22 protein-coding genes and 1 tRNA gene are annotated in these 19046 nt (G+C 55.4%); 9 read left to right on the top strand and 14 right to left on the bottom strand.

Annotated features, from left to right (window positions below):
* Nucleotides 1-194 precede the first annotated feature (194 nt).
* From rpsU to rpoD, 3 genes are all read left to right on the top strand, one after another.
* The gene (rpsU, locus tag F3J36_RS17820) at nt 195-410 is read left to right on the top strand and encodes a 30S ribosomal protein S21 (RefSeq protein WP_001144069.1); all 216 of its coding nucleotides are present in this window, start codon (nt 195-197) and stop codon (nt 408-410) included.
* 119 nt (nt 411-529) lie between these two features.
* Entirely contained in the window at nt 530-2275 is a 1746-nt protein-coding gene (gene dnaG / locus F3J36_RS17815) for a DNA primase (protein ID WP_166720174.1), read from the top strand.
* Between the two features lie 378 nt (nt 2276-2653).
* On the top strand, nt 2654-4498 hold the full coding sequence (rpoD, locus tag F3J36_RS17810) for an RNA polymerase sigma factor RpoD (RefSeq protein WP_058759769.1): 1845 nt from the start codon (nt 2654-2656) through the stop codon (nt 4496-4498).
* A gap of 48 nt (nt 4499-4546) precedes the next feature.
* On the opposite strand, the gene F3J36_RS17805 is transcribed toward rpoD, so the two are convergent.
* The 3 genes from F3J36_RS17805 to F3J36_RS17795 all read right to left on the bottom strand — a co-directional run bounded on the left by F3J36_RS17805 (nt 4547) and on the right by F3J36_RS17795 (nt 6496).
* On the bottom strand, nt 4547-5308 hold the full coding sequence (locus F3J36_RS17805) for a substrate-binding domain-containing protein (RefSeq protein ID WP_058759768.1): 762 nt from the start codon (nt 5306-5308) through the stop codon (nt 4547-4549).
* 88 nt (nt 5309-5396) lie between these two features.
* A complete protein-coding gene (gene mug / locus F3J36_RS17800) occupies nt 5397-5912 on the bottom strand; it encodes a G/U mismatch-specific DNA glycosylase (RefSeq protein WP_058771358.1) in 516 nt (171 codons plus the stop codon).
* The gene (locus F3J36_RS17795) at nt 5909-6496 is read right to left on the bottom strand and encodes a TetR/AcrR family transcriptional regulator (RefSeq protein ID WP_150059430.1); all 588 of its coding nucleotides are present in this window, start codon (nt 6494-6496) and stop codon (nt 5909-5911) included. The genes mug and F3J36_RS17795 overlap by 4 nt, the downstream gene beginning before the upstream one ends.
* Nucleotides 6497-6633: 137 nt before the next feature.
* On the opposite strand from F3J36_RS17795, the gene F3J36_RS17790 reads away from it, so the two are divergent.
* The 3 genes from F3J36_RS17790 to F3J36_RS17780 all read left to right on the top strand — a co-directional run bounded on the left by F3J36_RS17790 (nt 6634) and on the right by F3J36_RS17780 (nt 8190).
* A complete protein-coding gene (locus F3J36_RS17790) occupies nt 6634-7416 on the top strand; it encodes an SDR family oxidoreductase (protein WP_166720173.1) in 783 nt (260 codons plus the stop codon).
* A gap of 199 nt (nt 7417-7615) precedes the next feature.
* A tRNA-Ile gene (locus tag F3J36_RS17785) sits at nt 7616-7691 on the top strand.
* Nucleotides 7692-7815: 124 nt separating this feature from the next.
* Complete coding sequence (locus tag F3J36_RS17780) at nt 7816-8190, top strand: hypothetical protein (protein ID WP_166720172.1); 375 nt, start codon at nt 7816-7818, stop codon at nt 8188-8190.
* Nucleotides 8191-8213: 23 nt separating this feature from the next.
* On the opposite strand, the gene F3J36_RS17775 is transcribed toward F3J36_RS17780, so the two are convergent.
* The 8 genes from F3J36_RS17775 to F3J36_RS17740 form a co-directional block, all read right to left on the bottom strand.
* On the bottom strand, nt 8214-8432 hold the full coding sequence (locus F3J36_RS17775) for an ogr/Delta-like zinc finger family protein (RefSeq protein WP_166720171.1): 219 nt from the start codon (nt 8430-8432) through the stop codon (nt 8214-8216).
* A 64-nt stretch (nt 8433-8496) separates the two neighbouring features.
* The gene (locus F3J36_RS17770; protein ID WP_166720170.1) at nt 8497-9597 is read right to left on the bottom strand and encodes a phage late control D family protein; all 1101 of its coding nucleotides are present in this window, start codon (nt 9595-9597) and stop codon (nt 8497-8499) included.
* The gene (locus tag F3J36_RS17765; RefSeq protein ID WP_166720169.1) at nt 9594-10079 is read right to left on the bottom strand and encodes a phage tail protein; all 486 of its coding nucleotides are present in this window, start codon (nt 10077-10079) and stop codon (nt 9594-9596) included. The genes F3J36_RS17770 and F3J36_RS17765 overlap by 4 nt, the downstream gene beginning before the upstream one ends.
* On the bottom strand, nt 10076-12736 hold the full coding sequence (locus tag F3J36_RS17760) for a phage tail tape measure protein (RefSeq protein ID WP_166720168.1): 2661 nt from the start codon (nt 12734-12736) through the stop codon (nt 10076-10078). Before F3J36_RS17760 ends, F3J36_RS17765 begins: the two co-directional genes overlap by 4 nt.
* The gene (locus F3J36_RS24325; protein ID WP_166720194.1) at nt 12729-12869 is read right to left on the bottom strand and encodes a GpE family phage tail protein; all 141 of its coding nucleotides are present in this window, start codon (nt 12867-12869) and stop codon (nt 12729-12731) included. The genes F3J36_RS17760 and F3J36_RS24325 overlap by 8 nt, the downstream gene beginning before the upstream one ends.
* Nucleotides 12866-13168: a phage tail assembly protein gene (locus tag F3J36_RS17750; protein WP_058770874.1), complete on the bottom strand. Its 303-nt coding sequence runs from the start codon at nt 13166-13168 to the stop codon at nt 12866-12868. Before F3J36_RS17750 ends, F3J36_RS24325 begins: the two co-directional genes overlap by 4 nt.
* 54 nt (nt 13169-13222) lie before the next feature.
* Nucleotides 13223-13738, bottom strand: a complete 516-nt coding sequence (locus F3J36_RS17745; RefSeq protein WP_166720167.1) for a phage major tail tube protein — start codon at nt 13736-13738, stop codon at nt 13223-13225.
* A 12-nt stretch (nt 13739-13750) separates the two neighbouring features.
* Nucleotides 13751-14920, bottom strand: a complete 1170-nt coding sequence (locus F3J36_RS17740; protein ID WP_166720166.1) for a phage tail sheath protein — start codon at nt 14918-14920, stop codon at nt 13751-13753.
* A gap of 231 nt (nt 14921-15151) precedes the next feature.
* On the opposite strand from F3J36_RS17740, the gene F3J36_RS17735 reads away from it, so the two are divergent.
* Nucleotides 15152-15445, top strand: a complete 294-nt coding sequence (locus F3J36_RS17735) for a hypothetical protein (RefSeq protein WP_166720165.1) — start codon at nt 15152-15154, stop codon at nt 15443-15445.
* Nucleotides 15446-15907: 462 nt separating this feature from the next.
* Here the strand turns inward: F3J36_RS17735 and F3J36_RS17730 are convergent, their stop codons facing one another.
* A complete protein-coding gene (locus F3J36_RS17730; RefSeq protein WP_166720164.1) occupies nt 15908-16534 on the bottom strand; it encodes a recombinase family protein in 627 nt (208 codons plus the stop codon).
* A 60-nt stretch (nt 16535-16594) separates the two neighbouring features.
* On the opposite strand from F3J36_RS17730, the gene F3J36_RS17725 reads away from it, so the two are divergent.
* Together F3J36_RS17725 and F3J36_RS17720 are read left to right on the top strand one after the other, a co-directional pair.
* Nucleotides 16595-16963 (top strand): hypothetical protein, encoded by a 369-nt coding sequence (locus F3J36_RS17725; RefSeq protein ID WP_166720163.1) that lies wholly within the window; start codon nt 16595-16597, stop codon nt 16961-16963.
* A complete protein-coding gene (locus tag F3J36_RS17720; RefSeq protein WP_166720162.1) occupies nt 16964-17368 on the top strand; it encodes a tail fiber assembly protein in 405 nt (134 codons plus the stop codon).
* A gap of 123 nt (nt 17369-17491) precedes the next feature.
* On the opposite strand, the gene F3J36_RS17715 is transcribed toward F3J36_RS17720, so the two are convergent.
* On the bottom strand, nt 17492-18046 hold the full coding sequence (locus F3J36_RS17715; protein ID WP_166720161.1) for a hypothetical protein: 555 nt from the start codon (nt 18044-18046) through the stop codon (nt 17492-17494).
* Nucleotides 18043-18975, bottom strand: a complete 933-nt coding sequence (locus F3J36_RS17710) for a hypothetical protein (RefSeq protein WP_166720160.1) — start codon at nt 18973-18975, stop codon at nt 18043-18045. The genes F3J36_RS17715 and F3J36_RS17710 overlap by 4 nt, the downstream gene beginning before the upstream one ends.
* Nucleotides 18976-19046 lie beyond the last annotated feature (71 nt).

Below are 19046 nucleotides of genomic sequence, written 5' to 3'. Positions count from 1 at the left end.
GTCGCGCAAAGAGTGCGCTATACTCCACGGCCTGAAAAAACCGGCAGCCGCACAGGCAAACGCTCCTGTTGGTTCTAAATTGTCCATGGTGCTTTACAAGCCAGCCGCGCCTGGAGTAAAATGCTGCACCATTTTGAAAAGTGCTGGCGCCGCAGTCAGCAGCAAAAACCGAATTTTATCGAGGTGAGAGTTACATGCCGGTAATTAAAGTACGTGAAAACGAGCCATTCGACGTAGCACTGCGTCGCTTCAAGCGTTCCTGCGAGAAAGCAGGCGTTCTGGCTGAAGTTCGTCGTCGTGAGTTCTATGAAAAACCAACGACTGAACGTAAGCGCGCTAAAGCGTCTGCTGTTAAGCGTCACGCCAAGAAACTGGCTCGCGAAAACGCACGCCGCACTCGTCTGTACTAATTTCTTTTCGGAAGTTCGCTTCCGCCGCGTGTTAAACGCAGACAGAGTCAAGTAAGAGGCCGTGCTTTCCGAAAGGAAGCGCGGCTTGTTGCCGTTTATGAGCTGAAAAACCGGGGCTTATGGCTGGACGAATTCCACGCGTATTTATCAATGATTTACTTGCCCGCACGGACATCGTGGATCTTATCGATGCCCGCGTTAAGCTGAAAAAGCAGGGTAAGAACTATCACGCGTGCTGTCCTTTCCATAACGAAAAAACCCCCTCTTTCACCGTAAGCGGTGAGAAGCAGTTCTACTACTGCTTTGGCTGTGGTGCCAAAGGCAACGCCATCGACTTCCTGATGAATCACGATCGTCTGGATTTCGTCGAAAGCGTAGAGGAACTTGCCACGCAGCACGGCTTAGAAGTGCCGTACGAAGCGGGCAACGGTCCGAGCCCGATGGAGCGCCACCAACGCCAGAGCCTGTATCAGCTGCTGGAAGGTTTAGACAGCTTTTATCAGCAGAGCCTGCGCAATCCGCAGGCAACATCAGCACAACAGTATCTTGCCACACGCGGGCTGAGCCAGCAGGTGATCGATCACTTTGCTATTGGCTATGCGCCAGCCGGCTGGGACAACGTGCTGAAGCGTTTCGGTCAGCAGAAAGAAGATCGTGAATCGCTGATGGAAGCGGGCATGCTGGTCAGCAATGACAGCGGTCGCACCTACGATCGTTTCCGCGATCGCGTGATGTTTCCGATTCGCGACAAGCGCGGACGCGTGATTGGTTTTGGTGGCCGCGTGCTGGGCAACGATACGCCCAAGTACCTGAACTCACCGGAAACGCCGATTTTCCATAAAGGCCGCCAGCTGTACGGCCTGTATGAAGCGCAAAAAAATCATCCGCAACCGGCGCGTCTGCTGGTGGTGGAAGGCTATATGGACGTGGTTGCGCTGGCGCAGTTCGGCATTGATTATGCTGTCGCCTCGCTGGGCACCTCGACCACAGCGGAACATATCCAGCTTTTGTTCCGCTCGACCGATAACGTGATCTGCTGCTACGACGGCGACCGCGCCGGTCGTGAAGCTGCATGGCGTGCACTGGAAACCGCATTGCCTTACATGAATGACGGTCGTCAGCTACGCTTTATGTTTTTGCCCGACGGCGAAGACCCGGATACCCTGGTGCGTAAAGAGGGCAAAGCAGCGTTCGAAGCGCGGATGGAGCAGGCTATGCCGCTCTCTACGTTTCTGTTCGACAGCCTGATGCCGCAGGTGGATCTGAGTACGCGCGACGGCCGTACCAAGCTGGCGACGCTGGCGCTGCCGCTGATTAGCCAGATTCCGGGCGAAACGCTGCGGATTTATATGCGTCAGACGCTGGGTAATAAACTCGGCATTCTGGACGATAACCAGTTAGACAAGCTGATGCCGAAGCAGGCGGAAAGCGGTACCGCGCCGGTGGCGCCGCCGATGAAACGCACCACCATGCGCGTGCTGATTGCGTTGCTGGTGCAGAATCCGCAATTTGCCGCCATCGTGCCTGCGCTGGACGGGCTGGAGCAGTCTAAATTAGCGGGATTGCCACTGTTTGTGGAGTTAGTCCGCCGTTGTACTGAGAATCCTGGCCTGACCACCGGACAGCTACTAGAGTTATATCGCGGGACAGAATTTAGCCAGCCCCTTGAAACACTGGCCACCTGGAACCACATGATCGTAGATGACGAAGCGGAAGAAGTGTTCCAGGACTCGCTGGCAAGCATCTATGATGCTGCGCTGGAGCAGCGCCTCGAAGCACTGATTGCGCGCGACCGGACGGAAGGCCTGAGCGCCGCCGAACGCCGTGAATTCTGGGCATTAAGCCAGGCATTAGCCAAAAAATAAGATTTTACCGGGTCAGAATGATGAAGGCTGATAACGCCGCCGTTCTTGCCTGATGTTTCTGGTTTATGGACGCTGTAAGCGAAGCCGGAAGCAATGCATACGTACCAGAGGCGTTAACGTCGCTGTCAGTTTCAAGGCTGCCAGCGCGCAGCAACCGGAGCGTACTGGCGTACGTGAGGATTGTGGGCACTGCCAGAATTGAAAATGGCAAGTGAGTTAGCGCCGGACAGCATATTAAGCGGCTTAAGTGCCGATTTACGATGGGCCAAAGCCCTGGCCGCGTTGAAGGCAGCGGCAAAAATACAACGCCTTCACTGTTATAGTTGGCTCGCTGCCGACCGACACCAATCTAATTAACAGAAGTGTGGATACCGTCTTATGGAGCAAAACCCGCAGTCACAGCTTAAGCTGCTTGTCACCCGTGGTAAGGAGCAGGGCTATCTGACCTATGCTGAGGTCAATGACCATCTGCCGGAAGATATCGTCGACTCCGATCAGATCGAAGACATCATCCAAATGATCAACGATATGGGTATTCAGGTGGTGGAAGAAGCCCCGGATGCCGATGATCTGATGCTGAATGAAAACAGCACCGATACTGACGAAGATGCCGCGGAAGCTGCCGCTCAGGTATTATCCAGCGTTGAATCTGAAATTGGCCGTACCACCGACCCGGTGCGCATGTACATGCGTGAAATGGGTACCGTTGAACTGCTGACGCGCGAAGGCGAAATCGACATCGCCAAGCGTATCGAAGACGGTATCAACCAGGTGCAATGCTCTGTCGCCGAATACCCGGAAGCAATCACCTACCTGCTCGATCAGTACGATCGCGTTGAAGCGGGCGAGTCACGCCTGTCTGACCTGATCACCGGTTTCGTCGATCCGAATGCCGAGGAAGATCTGGCACCGACCGCGACCCACGTTGGTTCTGAGCTGTCAGAAGAAGACCGCGACGACGACGAAGAGGAAGACGAAGAGAGCGACGATGACAGCTCCGACGACGATAACTCTATCGATCCGGAACTGGCGCGCGAGAAGTTTAACGACCTGCGTACGCAGTACGAAACTACGCGCAACGTGATCAAAGCCAAAGGCCGCAGCCATGCGGACGCCGTGGCCGAGATCAACAATCTCTCTGAAGTGTTTAAACAGTTCCGCCTGGTACCGAAGCAGTTCGATTACCTGGTGAACAACATGCGTGAAATGATGGAGCGCGTGCGCACGCAAGAGCGCCTGATCATGAAGCTGTGTGTTGAACTGTGCAAAATGCCGAAGAAAAACTTCATCACCCTGTTTACCGGTAATGAAACCAGTGAGAGCTGGTTCAAAGCGGCACTGGCCATGAACAAGCCGTGGTCAGAAAAACTGCAGGAAGTGGAAGAAGACGTCATGCGTTCGCTGCAGAAACTGCTGCAGATCGAAGAAGAGACCGGCCTGACCATTGAGCAGGTGAAAGACATCAACCGTCGTATGTCGATCGGCGAAGCCAAAGCGCGTCGTGCGAAGAAAGAGATGGTTGAGGCTAACCTGCGTCTGGTGATCTCCATCGCCAAGAAGTATACCAACCGTGGCCTGCAGTTCCTCGACCTGATTCAGGAAGGCAACATCGGTCTGATGAAAGCGGTGGATAAGTTTGAATATCGCCGTGGCTATAAGTTCTCAACTTACGCCACCTGGTGGATCCGTCAGGCTATTACCCGTTCCATCGCCGACCAGGCGCGTACCATCCGTATTCCGGTGCATATGATTGAGACCATTAACAAACTCAACCGTATTTCGCGCCAGATGCTGCAGGAGATGGGCCGCGAGCCAACGCCGGAAGAGCTGGCTGAGCGCATGCTGATGCCGGAAGATAAAATCCGTAAGGTGCTGAAAATCGCTAAAGAGCCGATCTCCATGGAGACGCCGATTGGTGATGATGAAGATTCGCATCTGGGCGACTTTATCGAAGACACCACGCTGGAGCTGCCGCTGGATTCCGCGACCTCGGAAAGCCTGCGTTCTGCCACCCACGATGTGCTGGCTGGCCTGACCGCGCGTGAAGCCAAAGTCCTGCGTATGCGTTTCGGTATCGATATGAATACCGACCACACGCTGGAAGAGGTGGGCAAACAGTTTGACGTAACGCGTGAGCGTATCCGTCAGATTGAAGCCAAAGCGCTGCGTAAACTGCGCCATCCGAGCCGCTCGGAAGTGCTGCGTAGCTTCCTCGACGATTAATCGTCCTGGTCAGTAAAAACCCCGGCTAGCCGGGGTTTTTTATTGTCTTCAGTATGGCGTCAGCCCTTTCTCCTGCATCACGCTGCGCGCCTTGTCGCTCTGCAGGTATTTCACGAACTTCGCCGCGGCCTGCTGCTGCTGGCTGCTGCGCGTGATCACCGCACCGTACAGCGTATCCTGCTGTGCCGCCGGCGGAATCAATCCCACAATGGTGATGCCTTTCACCGCCTTCAGCTCGCTGTTCTGCTGGAAGCCCAGCTCAGCTTTGCCCTGCGCGACCGCCTCACCCACCGGCGTGGCCGGAATCACGGTAATTTTCGCCGCCGTTTTCGGGCCCAGCTGCAGCTTATCCAGCATCTTGCTCTGAATATATTTGCCGCTGGCGCTGTCAGACACGGCGATGCTTGAGGCGGAGGTCAGCACCTGTTTGAACTTCGCGACGGTACTGATATCCGGCGGCGTGGTGCCCTGCTTCACCGCCATGGCAATGTACGAGTGCGCCAGCACCTGATGGCTGGCGCTATCCACCCATTTGGCCTGCTCCAGCGGCTTGATGGCGTAATCCACCATCACCAGCACATCGGCGCTTTCATGGCGTTTAAGGCGATTAGGAATCGCCTGCGGCGTGTCACCCATCGACGGCGCCGCTTCCAGCTCAATGCTGTCACCGCTCTGCTGCTGATAATCCTGCTTCAGGCTTTCAATCACCGGGTACATACCGCCGGAACTGAATACCTTCAGCGTTGCGGCCTGGACGCCCGGTTGCGCCGCCAGCAGCAGTGCCGCCAGAACCATGGTGCGTTGCTTCATCTCCCTGCTCCTTTTTTTGCGTGGAGCATCCGGTGTAGCCAGAAACAAAACGATGAACAACGTTATTACCAGATGAAACAGAGCCAGCTCACGCCTTATTCTGTAACCAATCATGAAGCTGGCGATAAGCGGCGACCATCTCCTCCAGCGAAGCGCGGTTTAATCCGCTGGGATTGGGCAGCACCCATAAACGGGTTTCGCCCAGCAACTGCGGCTGCTCGCCCCACGCCACGTTGCGCTGACGAAATGCCTTTTGAAACGCATCCTTACCCAGCACCGCCAGCGCGCGCGGCTGAAAGCGCAGCACCTTTTCCTGCAGACGCGCGCCGCCGTCACGCAGCTCCGCGCCCGCCAGCTCGCTGGCCTGAATGGTGGGGCGCTCTACCAGCATGGTGATGCCGCAGCCGGTCTCCAGCAGCCGCTGTTCCTGCTCCGGCAGCAGCTGTTCGCGGGTGAATCCGGCCTGATGGATCACCTTCCAGAAGCGGTTGCCGGGATGCGCAAAGTGAAAACCGGTATGCGCCGAAGATTTGCCCGGATTGATGCCGCAGAACAGCACCTGCAAATCGGGCGCGATGATGTCGCGGATGTCGTGATCGCTCATGCTGTCACCAGCCCGGCGCGCAGTTTGACTGCCTGACGCGTCACCTCCAGCATCTGGCGCGCTTCCGCCTCGTCAGTACAGGCGCGCGCCAGCGCCAGCGCACCAACCATTTCAGCCTGCATGCTGCTGGCGATACTTTCCGCCTGCGCATGTCCCAGCTGCTGCAGCGCCTGCACCAGCTGCCGCCGCACCGCTTCGCGCTTCGCCGAAAACAGCGCCCGCGCATCCGGCGGTAAATGCGCCACTTCACTGACCAGCGCCGGTATTGGACAGCCCTCGCCCGGCGCGCCACAGTGCTGGTCCGACAGATAGCGATCGATCCACTGGTTCAGCCGTTCAGCCGGATCCTCAATCGCCAGCACGGCGGCAAAACGCTGCGCCGAATCGGCAAACATCTCGTTAATCACCGCTTCGACCAGCGCTTCACGTGAGGCAAAGTGCGCATAAAATCCACCGTGCGTCAGGCCGACGCGCTTCATCAGCGCTGCCACGCCAATGCCTTCAGTGCCGCATTCGCGCATCACCACCGCCGCTTCTTCCAGAATGCGCTGCCGCGTGCGCGCCTTATGGCTTAGCTTTTCCATCGGTTGTTACCCTGCTCATCGTTAATGGCAATCAGTGTAATTATTACGATCGTCATATTCCAGCTTGACGATAGATATGATGGTCGTCATATTATCAGCACACCAATATGACGACCATCATACAGAGGGCTTTTCGCATGTCACATCAACTGGCTTTAATCACCGGCGCTTCCAGCGGTATCGGCGCAACTTACGCTAAACAGCTGGCTGCACGCGGCAACGACCTGATTCTGGTGGCGCGCGATGCTGCGCGTCTGAGCGCACTGGCGCAGTCGCTGCACGAAGCGCACGGCGTTGAAGTCAGCGTGCTGGCCGCGGACCTGACGCGCCATGAGGATCTGGCGCGTATTGATAGCGAGCTACGGGACAATACGCGTATTACCACGCTGATCAACAATGCGGGCATGACGGTGGAAGGCGAGTTTATCGATGCCAGCATCGACCAGACGCAAACCATGCTGGCATTGAACGTGGTGGCGCTGACGCAGCTTTCTCATACGGCCGCGCAGGTTTTCCGCAGCCGCAACGCGGGCACCATCGTGAATGTGGCGTCGGTACTGGCGCTGGTCAATGAGCAGGCAAACGGGGCCTACAATGCGACGAAAGCCTTTGTGCTCTCGCTGACGCGTAACATGCAGCGCGAGCTGGCAGACCATAACGTACGCGTGCAGGCGCTGCTGCCAGGCCTGACGCGCACCGAGATCTTTCAGCGCACCGGGCGCTCGGTGGATGACCTGCCGGCAGAGATGGTGATGGAGGTCGACGACTTAGTCGCCGCCGCGCTGCGCGGTCTGGATGACGGCGAAGCGATCACCATCCCTTCGGTAGAAGATATGGGCCTGTGGCAAAGCTTTGAGCAGGCGCGCGGCGCCATCCTGCCATTTATCTCGCTGAATAAGCCCGCCACGCGCTATCGCTGAGCCAGCGCATCCTGAGACAAGGCGGCAGTATGCCTTGTCTCAAAAACGCGACAGCAGTGGGCGCTTATTGCCCGCTTCTGCCGGGGTTCCGGGATTTTTTGCTGTGAGATCAAGGACTCAGTGATTGCGGGAATTTTCACCAACCGATTGCGCAACGCTGGATCGCCCCACCGAGATACTTTATAATCCCCGCTCCGCTGGCCCCTTAGCTCAGTGGTTAGAGCAGGCGACTCATAATCGCTTGGTCGCTGGTTCAAACCCAGCAGGGGCCACCAAATTTTAGCTTTTAAATCAGCAATTTAAACCACCTTTCATGGTGGTTTTTTTATTTGTTCTATGAGTCGTTGGCAGCAAAATGGCAGCAGAGTTTCCGGCTCATCTCCACATAAAGGTGCGATCATGAAAAGACTTATACTGGCGCTGATTATGTTGCCAGCGCTAAGCGCATTAGCATCTCCAATACCTCACTACGTAGAAAAGACACTCAAAACTTTCCAATATGATAACTACGTTCTGCGAAATGGCATCCTTGTACTCAGCATAACAAAACCCGAAGTTAACAACGAAACAGCCCTTCGTTTTTTCTCGAGCATCTGTGACACCATATTCCTTCATCCGTGGGACGAAAAAACCATAACGTCTATGCGTATCTGGAATTCGAGACAAGATCAGGGTTTTGAGTTCAAAGGAGGGGGGAAGGAATGCAAACAGGTGGGTCAATTGAATTCTGATGAAACTAAAGCATTTATTGAAGCTCGAATTATTAGATTATAGGCCCGGCAATGCGGGCCCATATCTTACAGCCATAAACCGCCCTGCTGATTTCTGTCGGGGTGCGGTGGTACCGGCTTAACCTTGCCGGGACTCATGATAATCTCTGAGACAGTTTCATGGGATTTGAACGTGCAGCTGCAGTTTATGTTCTGGCACTGGTTGTATCGCTCTTTAGTGGTTTTTGAGACCTGGAAACTACTTCTTGTGTGGGCCGCGTTCCCGCACAGAGGACAATTCATCATTTATATACACCTCACACAGCCTCATTTTGGATGAATCATACACTCAAAAACCCATTTGAGATACTTATAATCCCATATCTAATGATTCAATTTTCACTTCCAATTCGATACTGGTCGTATACCCGCTGTCTGTACTCAGGCTATGCGTCAGGGTCGTGATAATCCATTCAGCCGTATCGATAGCCTGCTTAAACCCGCTGACTTTCACCGGCATTTCTGTGTAGAGATCTGCGCGCCCCCGCGCCAGCTGCAGCGAGAAAGACGCCACGCCACGCTGCAGCCGTTCCCATTGCATTTTGGCGGCGCGCTCTGCGTTGCTCCGGTTGGCATAGGTCCGGCTCAGCACCAGCACGTTTTCATCCGTTCCGATCAGATAATCCCCCTGCTTCGCTTCCGGCTCCTTTTTTCTGGCCGTGGCTTTGCGCCGGCGCTTCACCTTCGCTTCCGGCTTTTTTTCCGGCTCGCGGGTGTGCAGCCAGCTGGCGATCACGCCGGTGTAGGCGTCGCGGTCAGCCAGGGTAAAGCGATGGCCATCACCATCTTTGCGCTGAATGGTTATAACCGGCAGCGGCCTGCCACTCGCGGTTTTGCCCTGCCCCTGCCGGATAAACAGCAGGTTTCCATTTTTCACGCACGCAACGGCGCCGCACTGCTTCGCAAGCCGCATCAGAAAGCTGGCGTCTGACTCGTTGGTCTGGTCGATGTGATCGATCGCCATTTTCGCCACATCCTCACCCAGCGCGACCTCCAGCCGGTGCCGGGCGGCGATATCTTTCACCATCTCGCCCACGGTGGTTTTATGCCAGGATTTCTCCCTTTTGATGTTAAGCGTCTGCCGGAAATCGGCGCTGCGGGCGCGCAGCACCAGACGGTCAGGCGTGCCGGTGTGCTCGATTTCGTCCACGGTGTAGCTGCCTTTCGGGAAAAGCACCTCGCCCTGCCAGCCCAGCGCCAGCTCCAGCAAAACGCCACGGCGCGGCAGCTGCAGCTGGCCGTCGGCGTCGTCCAGCTCGATGTCCAGCTGATCGGCCTCAAACCCACGGTTATCTGTCAGCGTCAGGCTCAGCAGTCGTCTTTCAAGCTTCTGTGTGATGTCGGCCCCCTCCAGCGTCAGCCGGAATGCGGGCGCGTTCCCCGCCCCGTTAATCCACTGACCGCCCGTCATGAAAACAGCCCTCCCGCAGCGTTAGCCAGCCTGCCGGCAGTGGCGGAGGCCGCGCTCTGCATGGCAGTGAGCTGATCGCTCAGACTGCCGAACATGTCCGCCAGCGACTCGTCGGCCCGTTTCAGGGTGAGCGTGAACTCAATGCGCCGGCATTCGCCGTTGCTGAAAAACTCCGCTTTGGTCTGGCTCAGGCTCTCGATCACGTACATGCCGTAAATTGTGCCGCTGCCCTCAATCAGCGGCCATGCGCGCCCCAGCTCAGCAATTTGCTCCAGCGCGTATAACGTCAGCCTGCCGCCGGTAATCTCGGGCAGCAGCACGCCGGAAAGCGTCAGCGTGTCGTTATCCGGCCCGAGGAACTGCAGCGAGGGGCGAACGCCCACCCGGCTGTTTGCCGGAAATCGCCAGCTGCGCTGCAGCTGCAGCTCCTGATAAGGGATCGTTTTCAGCATGAAAACGAACATCCCCAGCGTCATCATCATTCGTCAAATCCTCCCCTGTCGCGGTAGCTGCTGCGGGCGCGGGCCTGCGCCTGCCGCTCTTTTGCCTCAAGTCTGCGCATCACTTCATCGACCAGATCCTGCTGGCTTTGCCCTGGCTGCTGCACGATGGTGATCGGCGCGTGAATACTGACAGCAGGGACGGCGCCAGCCGCTGATTTTGTACGGGCCACGTCCTGCCGGTATGCCTGCGCAGGCAGGCTCAGCGGGTGCAGCGGTTTCGCCTCGCCGGTAGCCGCCGCGCCGCCGAGTGCCAGCGCCGCCAGTGCGGCCAGCTGCGCAGTACTCCTGCGGCTGGTGACGTTCGCCGGCCCGCTGACAAGCTCCGGTCCGTTCTCACCGGCCACGCCAAACTGCCCGGACGGGATAAACCCGCCGCTGTCGTACATGCCGGCAAATGCCGGAAACCCGCCTGGCGGCAGCGCTAACCCGCTGCCCGTTTTTACCTGTGGTGCGCGCGGCTTATCTCCGTCAGGCTTCAGGAAATCCGGCAGGTAATCGGCGAGGGATGAAAGCTTGCTTTTCAGCGCGTCCCATTTCTGACTGACGCCTGCCAGCAGCCCGTCGATCATCTGCGCGCCGGCTTCCTGAAACCGTGCCGGCAGCCCCTGCACGTCCGCCACAATCTCGTTCCATTTGGTGCTGATGTAGCTGCGGATTGCGGTCCAGACGCTGCCCACCTTCGTGCTGATGGCGTCCCACATCGCGGAAAATTTTGGCCCGAGCGTGTCCCAGTTCTGCCAGATAAGCAGCGCCCCGGCGGCAATCAGGCCAATCACCGCCAGAATCGGGTTCGCCATCATCAGCCGCCCCAGCCACAGCACCGCGTTGCCGACCATGCCGATCCCGCTTTTCAGCAGCCCGAACGCGCTGAACGCCTTCAGCCCCAGCACGCTGCAGCTCAGCCGCAGCAGCGCCAGCGGACCGAGGATTGCCGCTGCCGCCAGTGAAAGCGCGCCGAGAGCTGTCGCGCCAATGGCAAATGCGGCGCCCATCTTGAACAGCGCCGCCGTCAGCTGCGGGTGCTGCCTGACGAATTCACCGAGTCGGGATGCCAGTTCGCCGAGCCAGTCGGCCAGCAACTTCAGCGCGGGGGCCACCGTTTCACCGATGGCGGCCATTGCGTTAGTAAACGAACCGGTTGCCGCCTCCCATTTATTACCCAGGGTGCTCAGCGAGGCGTCAACGCGTTCACGCAGTGAGGCCTGCGTTTCCAGCTTCTGCGCCGCGTCCCGGTAGCCTGCGATGCCTTTGCTGATCATGATCTGGACGACCTGCGACACTTCCGCGTCATCCCCGAACAGGCTCTTGATCGTGGAAAGTCTTTGCTCGGTGTTCAGCTGGCTGATTTGCGCCAGCTGCTTATACATTTTCTCAAACCCGCCGAACTCGCCTTTGCCGTCGGTGAAGTTGAATTTCACCCCGGTCCCTTTCAGGTCATCATTCACGCCCTGGATGTTTTCACTGTCCATCATGCCCTGAAACACCTTGCGGTAGGCGTTGCCCGCCGACTCGCCGGCCATGCTTGATTGGTCAGCCATCACCAGCAACGGCGCAAACGCTTTTGCTGCATCAATGCCCTGCATCCTGATGATGTTCATTGCGCTGCTGATTTTGGCGTAACCCTGCAGCATGTTGCCGGGGTCAACGCCAGCATAAAATCCCTTCTGAATGATGTCCGTCAGACGCATCATGTCTTTTTCGCTGGTCTGCGTGGCGTCCTGCAGCTTCGCGGCAAACTCCGCCGCGTCCGTCGGTGCCATCTTCAGCTGCACGCCGAGATAGGCCGTTGCCTCACCCAGCCCGCCGAGGATAGCCTTCGCGCTCATGCCCTGCCGGCGGAGCATGGTCATCATGTTCTGAAAGTCGGCCGTGGTGCCGGGCAGCTTATCGCCCAGGCTTACGGCCAGCCGGTTGATTTTCTCAAACTCGGCCGAGACCTTCGCGCCCGGCCCCATCAGTGAGGCGGCGAGCTGCGTTGCTGCGTCCTCTGACTCCACGAAAGCGCGTACCGGTGCCATCAGGGTGACGCCTGTTGTGACGCCTGTTGCTACCATGCCCGCGCCGTTACCGGCCAGGCTGTTACGCAGGTTCATTGTTTTGTCATGGTTCGCCCGGATGGCGGCCAGCTTCTGCTGGCGCTCGCCCAGCTTTCGCAGCTCCGCCTGCTGGCGCTCAATCGCCCCCGTTGCCGCCTGCGCGTCGGTTTTGAGCCGCTGCTGCGCGGCGCTGAGCTGCTTTGTATCAATTCCGGCAGCGCTCAGTGCGGCGCGCTGGCGCTGGACCGACAGGCGCAGCCCGTTATAGGTCTGCTGCAGCTGGCTGGCGCGGTTCTTCGCCTGCTCAAGCACGCGGGCCTGCGCGGCGGTAGGACGGTTGGTCTCACTGAACTGCACGGCAAGGCGCGCCGCTTCCTCGCGGGCGGCCTTGAGATTACTGGCGGTAACGGCCAGCTGAGAGCGCGTCTTGCGGAAACCGTCAATCCGGCCCGCCTGTTCGTTCAGGGATTTCAGGCCGTCTTTGCTGGCCTTCAGCGCGGCGGCCAGCTCTTTTGAGCCTTCGCGCGCATTGCGAAAGGGACGCGTGATTTTATCGACCGCGCTTAATACCACCTGCAGGCGCAGGTTTGTGTCACTCATCGTCGCCGGCTCCGTTTCGCTGAATTGCTTTGTGCCGCCACTCCAGCACGTCCGTCAGCGACTCCGCGTACATGACCGGCGGCGGCCAGTGAAAAACGGTAGCGATGTCCGCTACCAGATCCTCTACCGTCAGGCCGTCGGGAAAGCTGACAGCGCCGACTTCGGCAACAAAAAAGTGACCACCTCGACGGAGAGCGACAGCAGGTCCGCCGGGTCCATTTCGCTGATTTCCTGCGCGGTAAGCGCGGGCGTGGTGACGCGCGGCAATACAACCATCATTGCGTTGACGTCCATATCCATCAGCGCCTGCAGGCGGGTGCCGCGCAGCGCGCCGGACTGCGGCTTGCGGACGGTGATGTGGGTGATTTCGGTTTTGCCGCGCAGCAGCGGGGTATCCAGCTCAATGGCTTTTTCAGTGGTTTTATCAGTCATGATGCGATTCCATTAATAAGGTATTAAGCGGCAGGACGGTGCCTGCCGGGTTGATTACAGGCCGAGAGCGTTCCGGTGCGCTTCCATCAGGTCAGTGCCGCCAACGATTTCGATCATGTTCACCAGATCGCACTCATAGAGCACCTCACCGTTAATGGTCAGCTTGGCGTAGCTGTTGGTGCCTGACACCTTCGTGGTGCTGGATTCGCCGGTCTTCCACTCGCCGGAATCCAGCTCTTTGTAGCGTCCGCGCGTAACCAGCTCGACCGCCTGCACCTCGCCGGTGTCGTCACGCTGGATGGAGCCGGTAAAGCGCAGCTGAATTCCGTCCACGGTGGTAGTGCCCATCTGTTTAAACAGCAGCGACTCGGTGCCGCCGATGGTGAATTCCGTATCCAGCGCGCCGTCGTCCAGGCCCATGTCGATATCCACCGCGCCGGCCATGCCGCCGCCGCGATATTTCTCAAACTTGCGGGTGAATTTGGGCAGCGTCACAGACTCAGCCAGCCCCTGCCAGTTGTTGCCGGCGTTAAACATGTTCAGGTGCTTAAGCTTGCGGGGTAATGCCATGATTCAGTCTCCTTATGCGCCCACGCGGCTGCTGAAATCGACCAGATACTGGTCGGTGATGCGCTGACGCAGCAGCAGGTTCTCCAGCGGGGGCACCGGCGTGTAGTCGTAATCGATCAGCAGCTTGCCCGCCTTCAGCGTCTCTTTGTCGTTGACGCTCGCATCCAGCCAGCAGTCGGCGCCGATCAGGTATCCCTGAGCCACCAGGCTGCGCAGCTTCGCACGGATGCCCTCGATAATGTCGCGGGCCAGCGACGGGTTCAGCGGGCCGTCAACGGACCACATCTGCGCCTCGGCCATGGTGTCCATCAGCACCTGCGCGGTGCGGGTGTAACACTCAAACGCAAACAGCGGGTCGTCGCTCAGACAACGCGAACCCCAGAAGCGGTAGCCGTCTTTGCGGATAAGCGTGGTGACATCGTTCTGGTTCAGCAGGCCCGCGTCGGTAGCCGGGTCCTGTAAATCCCAGAATACGTCCTTAGAAATGCCGGTGACGCCGTTCACGCCAACGTTAGAGAGCGACTTATGCCAGCCGGTCTGCTCGTCGATTTTGGCGCGCAGGCCCAGCGCGCGGGCGGTAGCGTAAGCGGTGGCGTCCTGCTTCAGCACGCTGTCAAAGCTGATGAAGTCAGGCCAGATCAGCATCCCTTCGCGCTGGCTGAAGTTGGCGCGGTAAGCGATCGCCTCCTCCACGCTTTTGCAGCCGTAGGCGGACAGGTAAGCAAACCCGCGCAGGCTCTGCGCAACACTCAGCAGCTCGGTTGCAACGGCCTGCGTATCGTGTCCCGGCGCGCCGAGGATGCGCGGCTTTACGCCGCATACCGACTGTGCGGCCAGCAACGCCTTCATGCCGGTGCGCTGGCCGTCAGTGACGCCACCGATGATGTTGGCGGAGGTTTCCGCCTCGGTCTCACCCTGCGGCACGCGCACCACCACGGTGACAGGTTTGGACTGGTCGGCGATAGCGTCCAGCGATCGGGCCAGCGTGCCGGATTCGCCCGCCTTGCCGCTGGCGGTGAGTACGTCGGTCAGCAGCACCGGTCGGTTAAGCGGGAACGTTGCCGGGTCGGCGTCGTCGCCGGTGCAGACCAGCCCGACGATCGCGGTACTGACGGTGGTAATGGTTCGGGTGCCCTCGTTGATTTCCTCAACGCGCACGCCGTGATGATAATCCTGTGCCATGTGGCGGTTCTCCTGTTAAGGGGTTCCGCTATGGTCGTGCCTCATTGCAGATGGCGCATCTGAGTAGTGTTGTGTGAGGGCTCACACAATTATCCGCGACTCCGGAGTAACTGCCGTACCCGCTGGTACAAATTAAGAATGGACCGATTCAGGGATTATTCCCCCTGAATCCGATTGATAACCCTCTTCAATACTTTAACTATGAGGGAAATGTTAAACGGGAGAATAACGATGAAACTGGCCCCGAAACATTACCGCCTGTTGTCCCTACTGCAGGAAAGAGGCTCGGTTCCTGCGCGTATCAGGCCTGTTATTCGGGAAGAACTGGTGGCAATGGGCCTCGCTGAATATTATCACTGTGAGGAGTGGCTCAGGGAAAAGGAACGCTACAGGCTGACGAAGCAGGGCCGGGAATTACTTGAGAAACACGATAAAGGGATTGAGCAGGAAAAGCAGCGTGCCGCCGGTGAGTCACGGCCATTTCGTCCTGGAAGGCCGCGAAAGGACAGCAACCGCTTCCCTTGACGCTTCCAGACTACAAACTAGCCTTGATAGGGCTTTCTAATAAGATCGACGTTTTCGTTACCCCATTTTATCCGCGCGCTGGCGCGGTTTTTTTCCCCCAGTAAATCAGTTCGACAGTGTTTAGTCTTTTCATATCAACTCGCCCGCAAATCATGCAATGGGGTATTTGTCAGCGAGACATCTCACCTGCCGTAACCCGATATCCTGCTTAGTGTACCCTCTCAAAACATTGCATCACCTTGACGATGCCCTTAAACCGGTTATATTTATCTACCTGAATAAGAAATTGTGTTTTCATTTTAGTTTGCTGCCGCGCCCTCCAGCGCGGTTTTTTTTGCCCCTGAAATAATCACATTACTGACAGTTAAGTTCTTTATCTTCGCGATTCAAACAAATCATTATCCATTTGTGCAGTAATGGTACTCTCTCACAGCGATTTATCCTGTCGCGAATTTCACTTATTTATTTTTCCGCCCGACATACCTGGTCAGGTTGCGGCGTTTTTTTATCTGTAATGCTTTCGTCCTTAAGCTCTCTTAGTCTTGCCGCCGGAACATAGCGGTATAGTGTTTTGACTGACACTTCCAGCACCAGTGAAACCTGCAGCATTGTTGCCCCCTGAACCAGCATCCGCTCAGCCCTGGCTGTCACGTCCGCTGTCATCACCCGCCGGCGGCCCCCAACGCGCCCTTTTTCCCGCGCAGCTGCCAGCCCAGCGCGGGTTCGCTCTACGATCAGCTCGCGTTCCATTTCCGCAAGCGCCCCCATCACGTGAAAGAAAAAGCGCCCCATCGGCGTGCTGGTATCAATGCTGTCGGTCAGGCTGCGGAAATTAACGCCGCGTTCACGCAGTTCTTCCGTCAGCATGACCAGATGACGCATGCTGCGCCCGAGCCTGTCCAGCTTCCAGACAACCAGCGTGTCCCCGGCCTGCAGGCAACGCAGCGCCTTTTTCAGTCCAGGGCGATCACGGGTTTTTCCGCTGATTCTGTCCTCGAAAATCAGCTTACAATCTGCGCTTTGAAGCGCAATCCGCTGTAAATCCGTGTTCTGGTCATTTGTTGACACCCTGATGTAGCCAATCAGCACGCTGCAATCTCCGCAAATGGTCGTGAGTGTGCCAGTCCGGGCCATCACGGGGCCAGGCCATTGATTCGCTTAAACCTCGGTTTAGGCGACGCAGCAAAGAAGACTGTCGGTAACGGCGCTGCTCAGCTGCCTGATATGAGCTTCTTCACCGCTGTGAAATCGGGCAATGGTTATACACGGTTACCAAATGGCCTGATTTTGCAATGGGGGTATGGAACGTTTGTACAAAAAGCAACAACGGCGGTGGTGCTGCCGATTGAGTTCCCGACGGCGGGTGTCACTATTATGGCTTGCAAGGGTTCGTCTTTACCACTATCAGGGGAATATGGCGTGGGCGCGCAATTCCGTAATAAAGCGTCTTTTGATCTCACTAATACAGGCTCTGGCTCAAATAATCAGGGCATTTACTGGCTGGCGCTGGGGTACTGAATGAAAAAATATTCACCATCTGCAAATGCTTTTTACGATCCCAGCATCAATCTTGTTATCCCTGATGATGCCGTAAAAATTACCGATAAAAACTGGACTGATTTACTCGCCGGACAGGCAGAGGGAATGCTGATTGCCTGCGGTGATGACATGCTTCCATGCCTCACTGATAAGCCGCTGCCAACAGCAGAAGAGCTTATCAGCCAGGCAGAAGACAAGCGCAGCAGGCTCAGAGTTGAAGCCGATGCAGCTATTCAACCCTTGCAGGATGCGAGCGATTTGGGGATAGTGACAGATGATGAGGTAAGCCAGCTTCTAGCCTGGAAAAAATACCGCGTCATGCTGATGCGGGTAAATACGGATGACACTGCTAATATAGTATGGCCTGAACAGCCCGCAGAATAAAAGCCTGCGGGCTTTTTTACACTAACTCATAGAATGCAGGAAGAAACTGAGCCAAAATATCAAGTCTCGGTTCGCGATGCATGTGAGTCGAACTGGCTGGTTTCTAAATTAATAGAGAGGTCTTCAATTATCTAATATAGTGCTAAATCTTTTTATTACCATCAGGAACGTTATTACAGTTGTGAAGAAGGCTGCATAAGCTATCAGGCTCAAGATGTAAGCAGGTATTGAGAAGTACAGTCTTTCGAGCGATTTGATATCATCAGGAAAGAAAGAAATAATAACTGACGCTATAACGAGTATAACTGAGGTTAATATTGCATATGCAACATTATGGCAAAGCTGCTCATATACCGTTTTGTTAGTTTCCAATGCAGGAAGGTTAGTGGTTGGTTTATTATTTTCCTTAATGTCACTTATTTTGAAAGCAGTTTTTTGTTTTTGGTCGTAAATCATTATGACTGCGCTCATAAGTAAGGCGGTAGTAATGGCGCCGAAATTAACAAATATTGCGGCAATAGAAGCTTTCATAGTGCCATATAAAACACATATCAAAATGGATATTATTACAGGCATCCAAAAATGGATAAATATGTCTTGACCTAAAGCCACACCCCTTTGGTCGGACATTGTCTTGTAGTGTTTAAGGAGCACTTGCCAAATATTTATTTTATTCATATTGTAACTCCTGAATTTCCACTGTGTATTTCTTGCAGTATGTCATTGGTAACCACTTTCACCGTATCGTGAAGTGCCACTAAATCAGGTATACCCGTAGCTGGTTCAATTTTGATATCAGCATCGTCAAGTTCAACTGAAATACCTTTTTTTAGAATTGAAGCATAGCTAAATACTATTACCCTGTTACCAAGCTGTAAAGAAACCTTAACTTCATCACATTTATCTTCAACTATTTCTATAATGTTACTCAAACGTTTATCTCTTAAGTCACGGAAGCTTCCCATTAGACCTTCATTGTATTTTATAACCAAATCAGTCTTTACATTTGTTCTATTGCTGCCAAAGGAGTTAGCAATATCGGTAGGCGGTTTGTATCCAACTGCTTTTATTTGCTTCACTTCTGAGTCAAGTATATGTTGAGGTATGCTTTTGTGGCATAGGGGGTTAATTCTAGCTTCAAGCTGATACTGAGTATTAAAATAATTAAGGAGGAACTCAGTGAGTGCTGATTTAGCTGATATATTATCACTGCCATGAAATGCAATGATGCCTTCCTGCAGAGAGTTGGGAAGGTAAATTAAAATGTAACGCTCGCGTAAAGTAACATCATCGACTGTTGTAGTGTACTTTGTTTGCGTAAGCTGAGTATCTTTAATTTCATGGCTTTCACCGTACTTTCCGACCTTAATATAACCGTAAGCTAAACATTTACCTTGATCGAGAGTTAACTTAGAATGTTGCTCCAGAGATATTTTTGTCTTGGCTGGCGCATGCTCAATTGGTGTATGCTTATAGATATTTAGAAAGTCCTCTAATATCTCGAATGCTGTTTTGTTATTGCTTAAACCAAGGTTACCTAAATCTTTACTTTGACGACTTCCTTTTTTAGTTAATATCCTAAAAGAATAAAAAGTAACACTGTGCATAGAATCGCCTTGTATATAATATAACAGGAAGTAGAAAATTTTATTGACATGCTACCGCCCGAGCGCATGCA

Source organism: Pantoea sp. Cy-640 (assembly GCF_011752635.1).
Taxonomy (GTDB): Bacteria; Pseudomonadota; Gammaproteobacteria; order Enterobacterales; family Enterobacteriaceae; genus Pantoea; species Pantoea dispersa.
The sequence above is the reverse complement of the archived record's forward strand: the minus strand, read 5'-3'. Positions and strand labels throughout refer to the sequence as shown.

Excerpts from the sequence above, each read along its gene's own strand:
- rpsU (WP_001144069.1), top strand. The coding sequence starts at position 195 with ATGCCGGTAATTAAAGTACGTGAAAACGAGCCATTCGACGTAGCACTG.
- dnaG (WP_166720174.1), top strand. The coding sequence starts at position 530 with ATGGCTGGACGAATTCCACGCGTATTTATCAATGATTTACTTGCCCGC.
- rpoD (WP_058759769.1), top strand. The coding sequence starts at position 2,654 with ATGGAGCAAAACCCGCAGTCACAGCTTAAGCTGCTTGTCACCCGTGGT.
- F3J36_RS17805 (WP_058759768.1), bottom strand. The coding sequence starts at position 5,308 with ATGAAGCAACGCACCATGGTTCTGGCGGCACTGCTGCTGGCGGCGCAA.
- mug (WP_058771358.1), bottom strand. The coding sequence starts at position 5,912 with ATGAGCGATCACGACATCCGCGACATCATCGCGCCCGATTTGCAGGTG.
- F3J36_RS17795 (WP_150059430.1), bottom strand. The coding sequence starts at position 6,496 with ATGGAAAAGCTAAGCCATAAGGCGCGCACGCGGCAGCGCATTCTGGAA.
- F3J36_RS17790 (WP_166720173.1), top strand. The coding sequence starts at position 6,634 with ATGTCACATCAACTGGCTTTAATCACCGGCGCTTCCAGCGGTATCGGC.
- F3J36_RS17780 (WP_166720172.1), top strand. The coding sequence starts at position 7,816 with ATGAAAAGACTTATACTGGCGCTGATTATGTTGCCAGCGCTAAGCGCA.
- F3J36_RS17775 (WP_166720171.1), bottom strand. The coding sequence starts at position 8,432 with ATGATGAATTGTCCTCTGTGCGGGAACGCGGCCCACACAAGAAGTAGT.
- F3J36_RS17770 (WP_166720170.1), bottom strand. The coding sequence starts at position 9,597 with ATGACGGGCGGTCAGTGGATTAACGGGGCGGGGAACGCGCCCGCATTC.
- F3J36_RS17765 (WP_166720169.1), bottom strand. The coding sequence starts at position 10,079 with ATGATGATGACGCTGGGGATGTTCGTTTTCATGCTGAAAACGATCCCT.
- F3J36_RS17760 (WP_166720168.1), bottom strand. The coding sequence starts at position 12,736 with ATGAGTGACACAAACCTGCGCCTGCAGGTGGTATTAAGCGCGGTCGAT.
- F3J36_RS17750 (WP_058770874.1), bottom strand. The coding sequence starts at position 13,168 with ATGACTGATAAAACCACTGAAAAAGCCATTGAGCTGGATACCCCGCTG.
- F3J36_RS17745 (WP_166720167.1), bottom strand. The coding sequence starts at position 13,738 with ATGGCATTACCCCGCAAGCTTAAGCACCTGAACATGTTTAACGCCGGC.
- F3J36_RS17740 (WP_166720166.1), bottom strand. The coding sequence starts at position 14,920 with ATGGCACAGGATTATCATCACGGCGTGCGCGTTGAGGAAATCAACGAG.
- F3J36_RS17735 (WP_166720165.1), top strand. The coding sequence starts at position 15,152 with ATGAAACTGGCCCCGAAACATTACCGCCTGTTGTCCCTACTGCAGGAA.
- F3J36_RS17720 (WP_166720162.1), top strand. The coding sequence starts at position 16,964 with ATGAAAAAATATTCACCATCTGCAAATGCTTTTTACGATCCCAGCATC.
- F3J36_RS17715 (WP_166720161.1), bottom strand. The coding sequence starts at position 18,046 with ATGAATAAAATAAATATTTGGCAAGTGCTCCTTAAACACTACAAGACA.
- F3J36_RS17710 (WP_166720160.1), bottom strand. The coding sequence starts at position 18,975 with ATGCACAGTGTTACTTTTTATTCTTTTAGGATATTAACTAAAAAAGGA.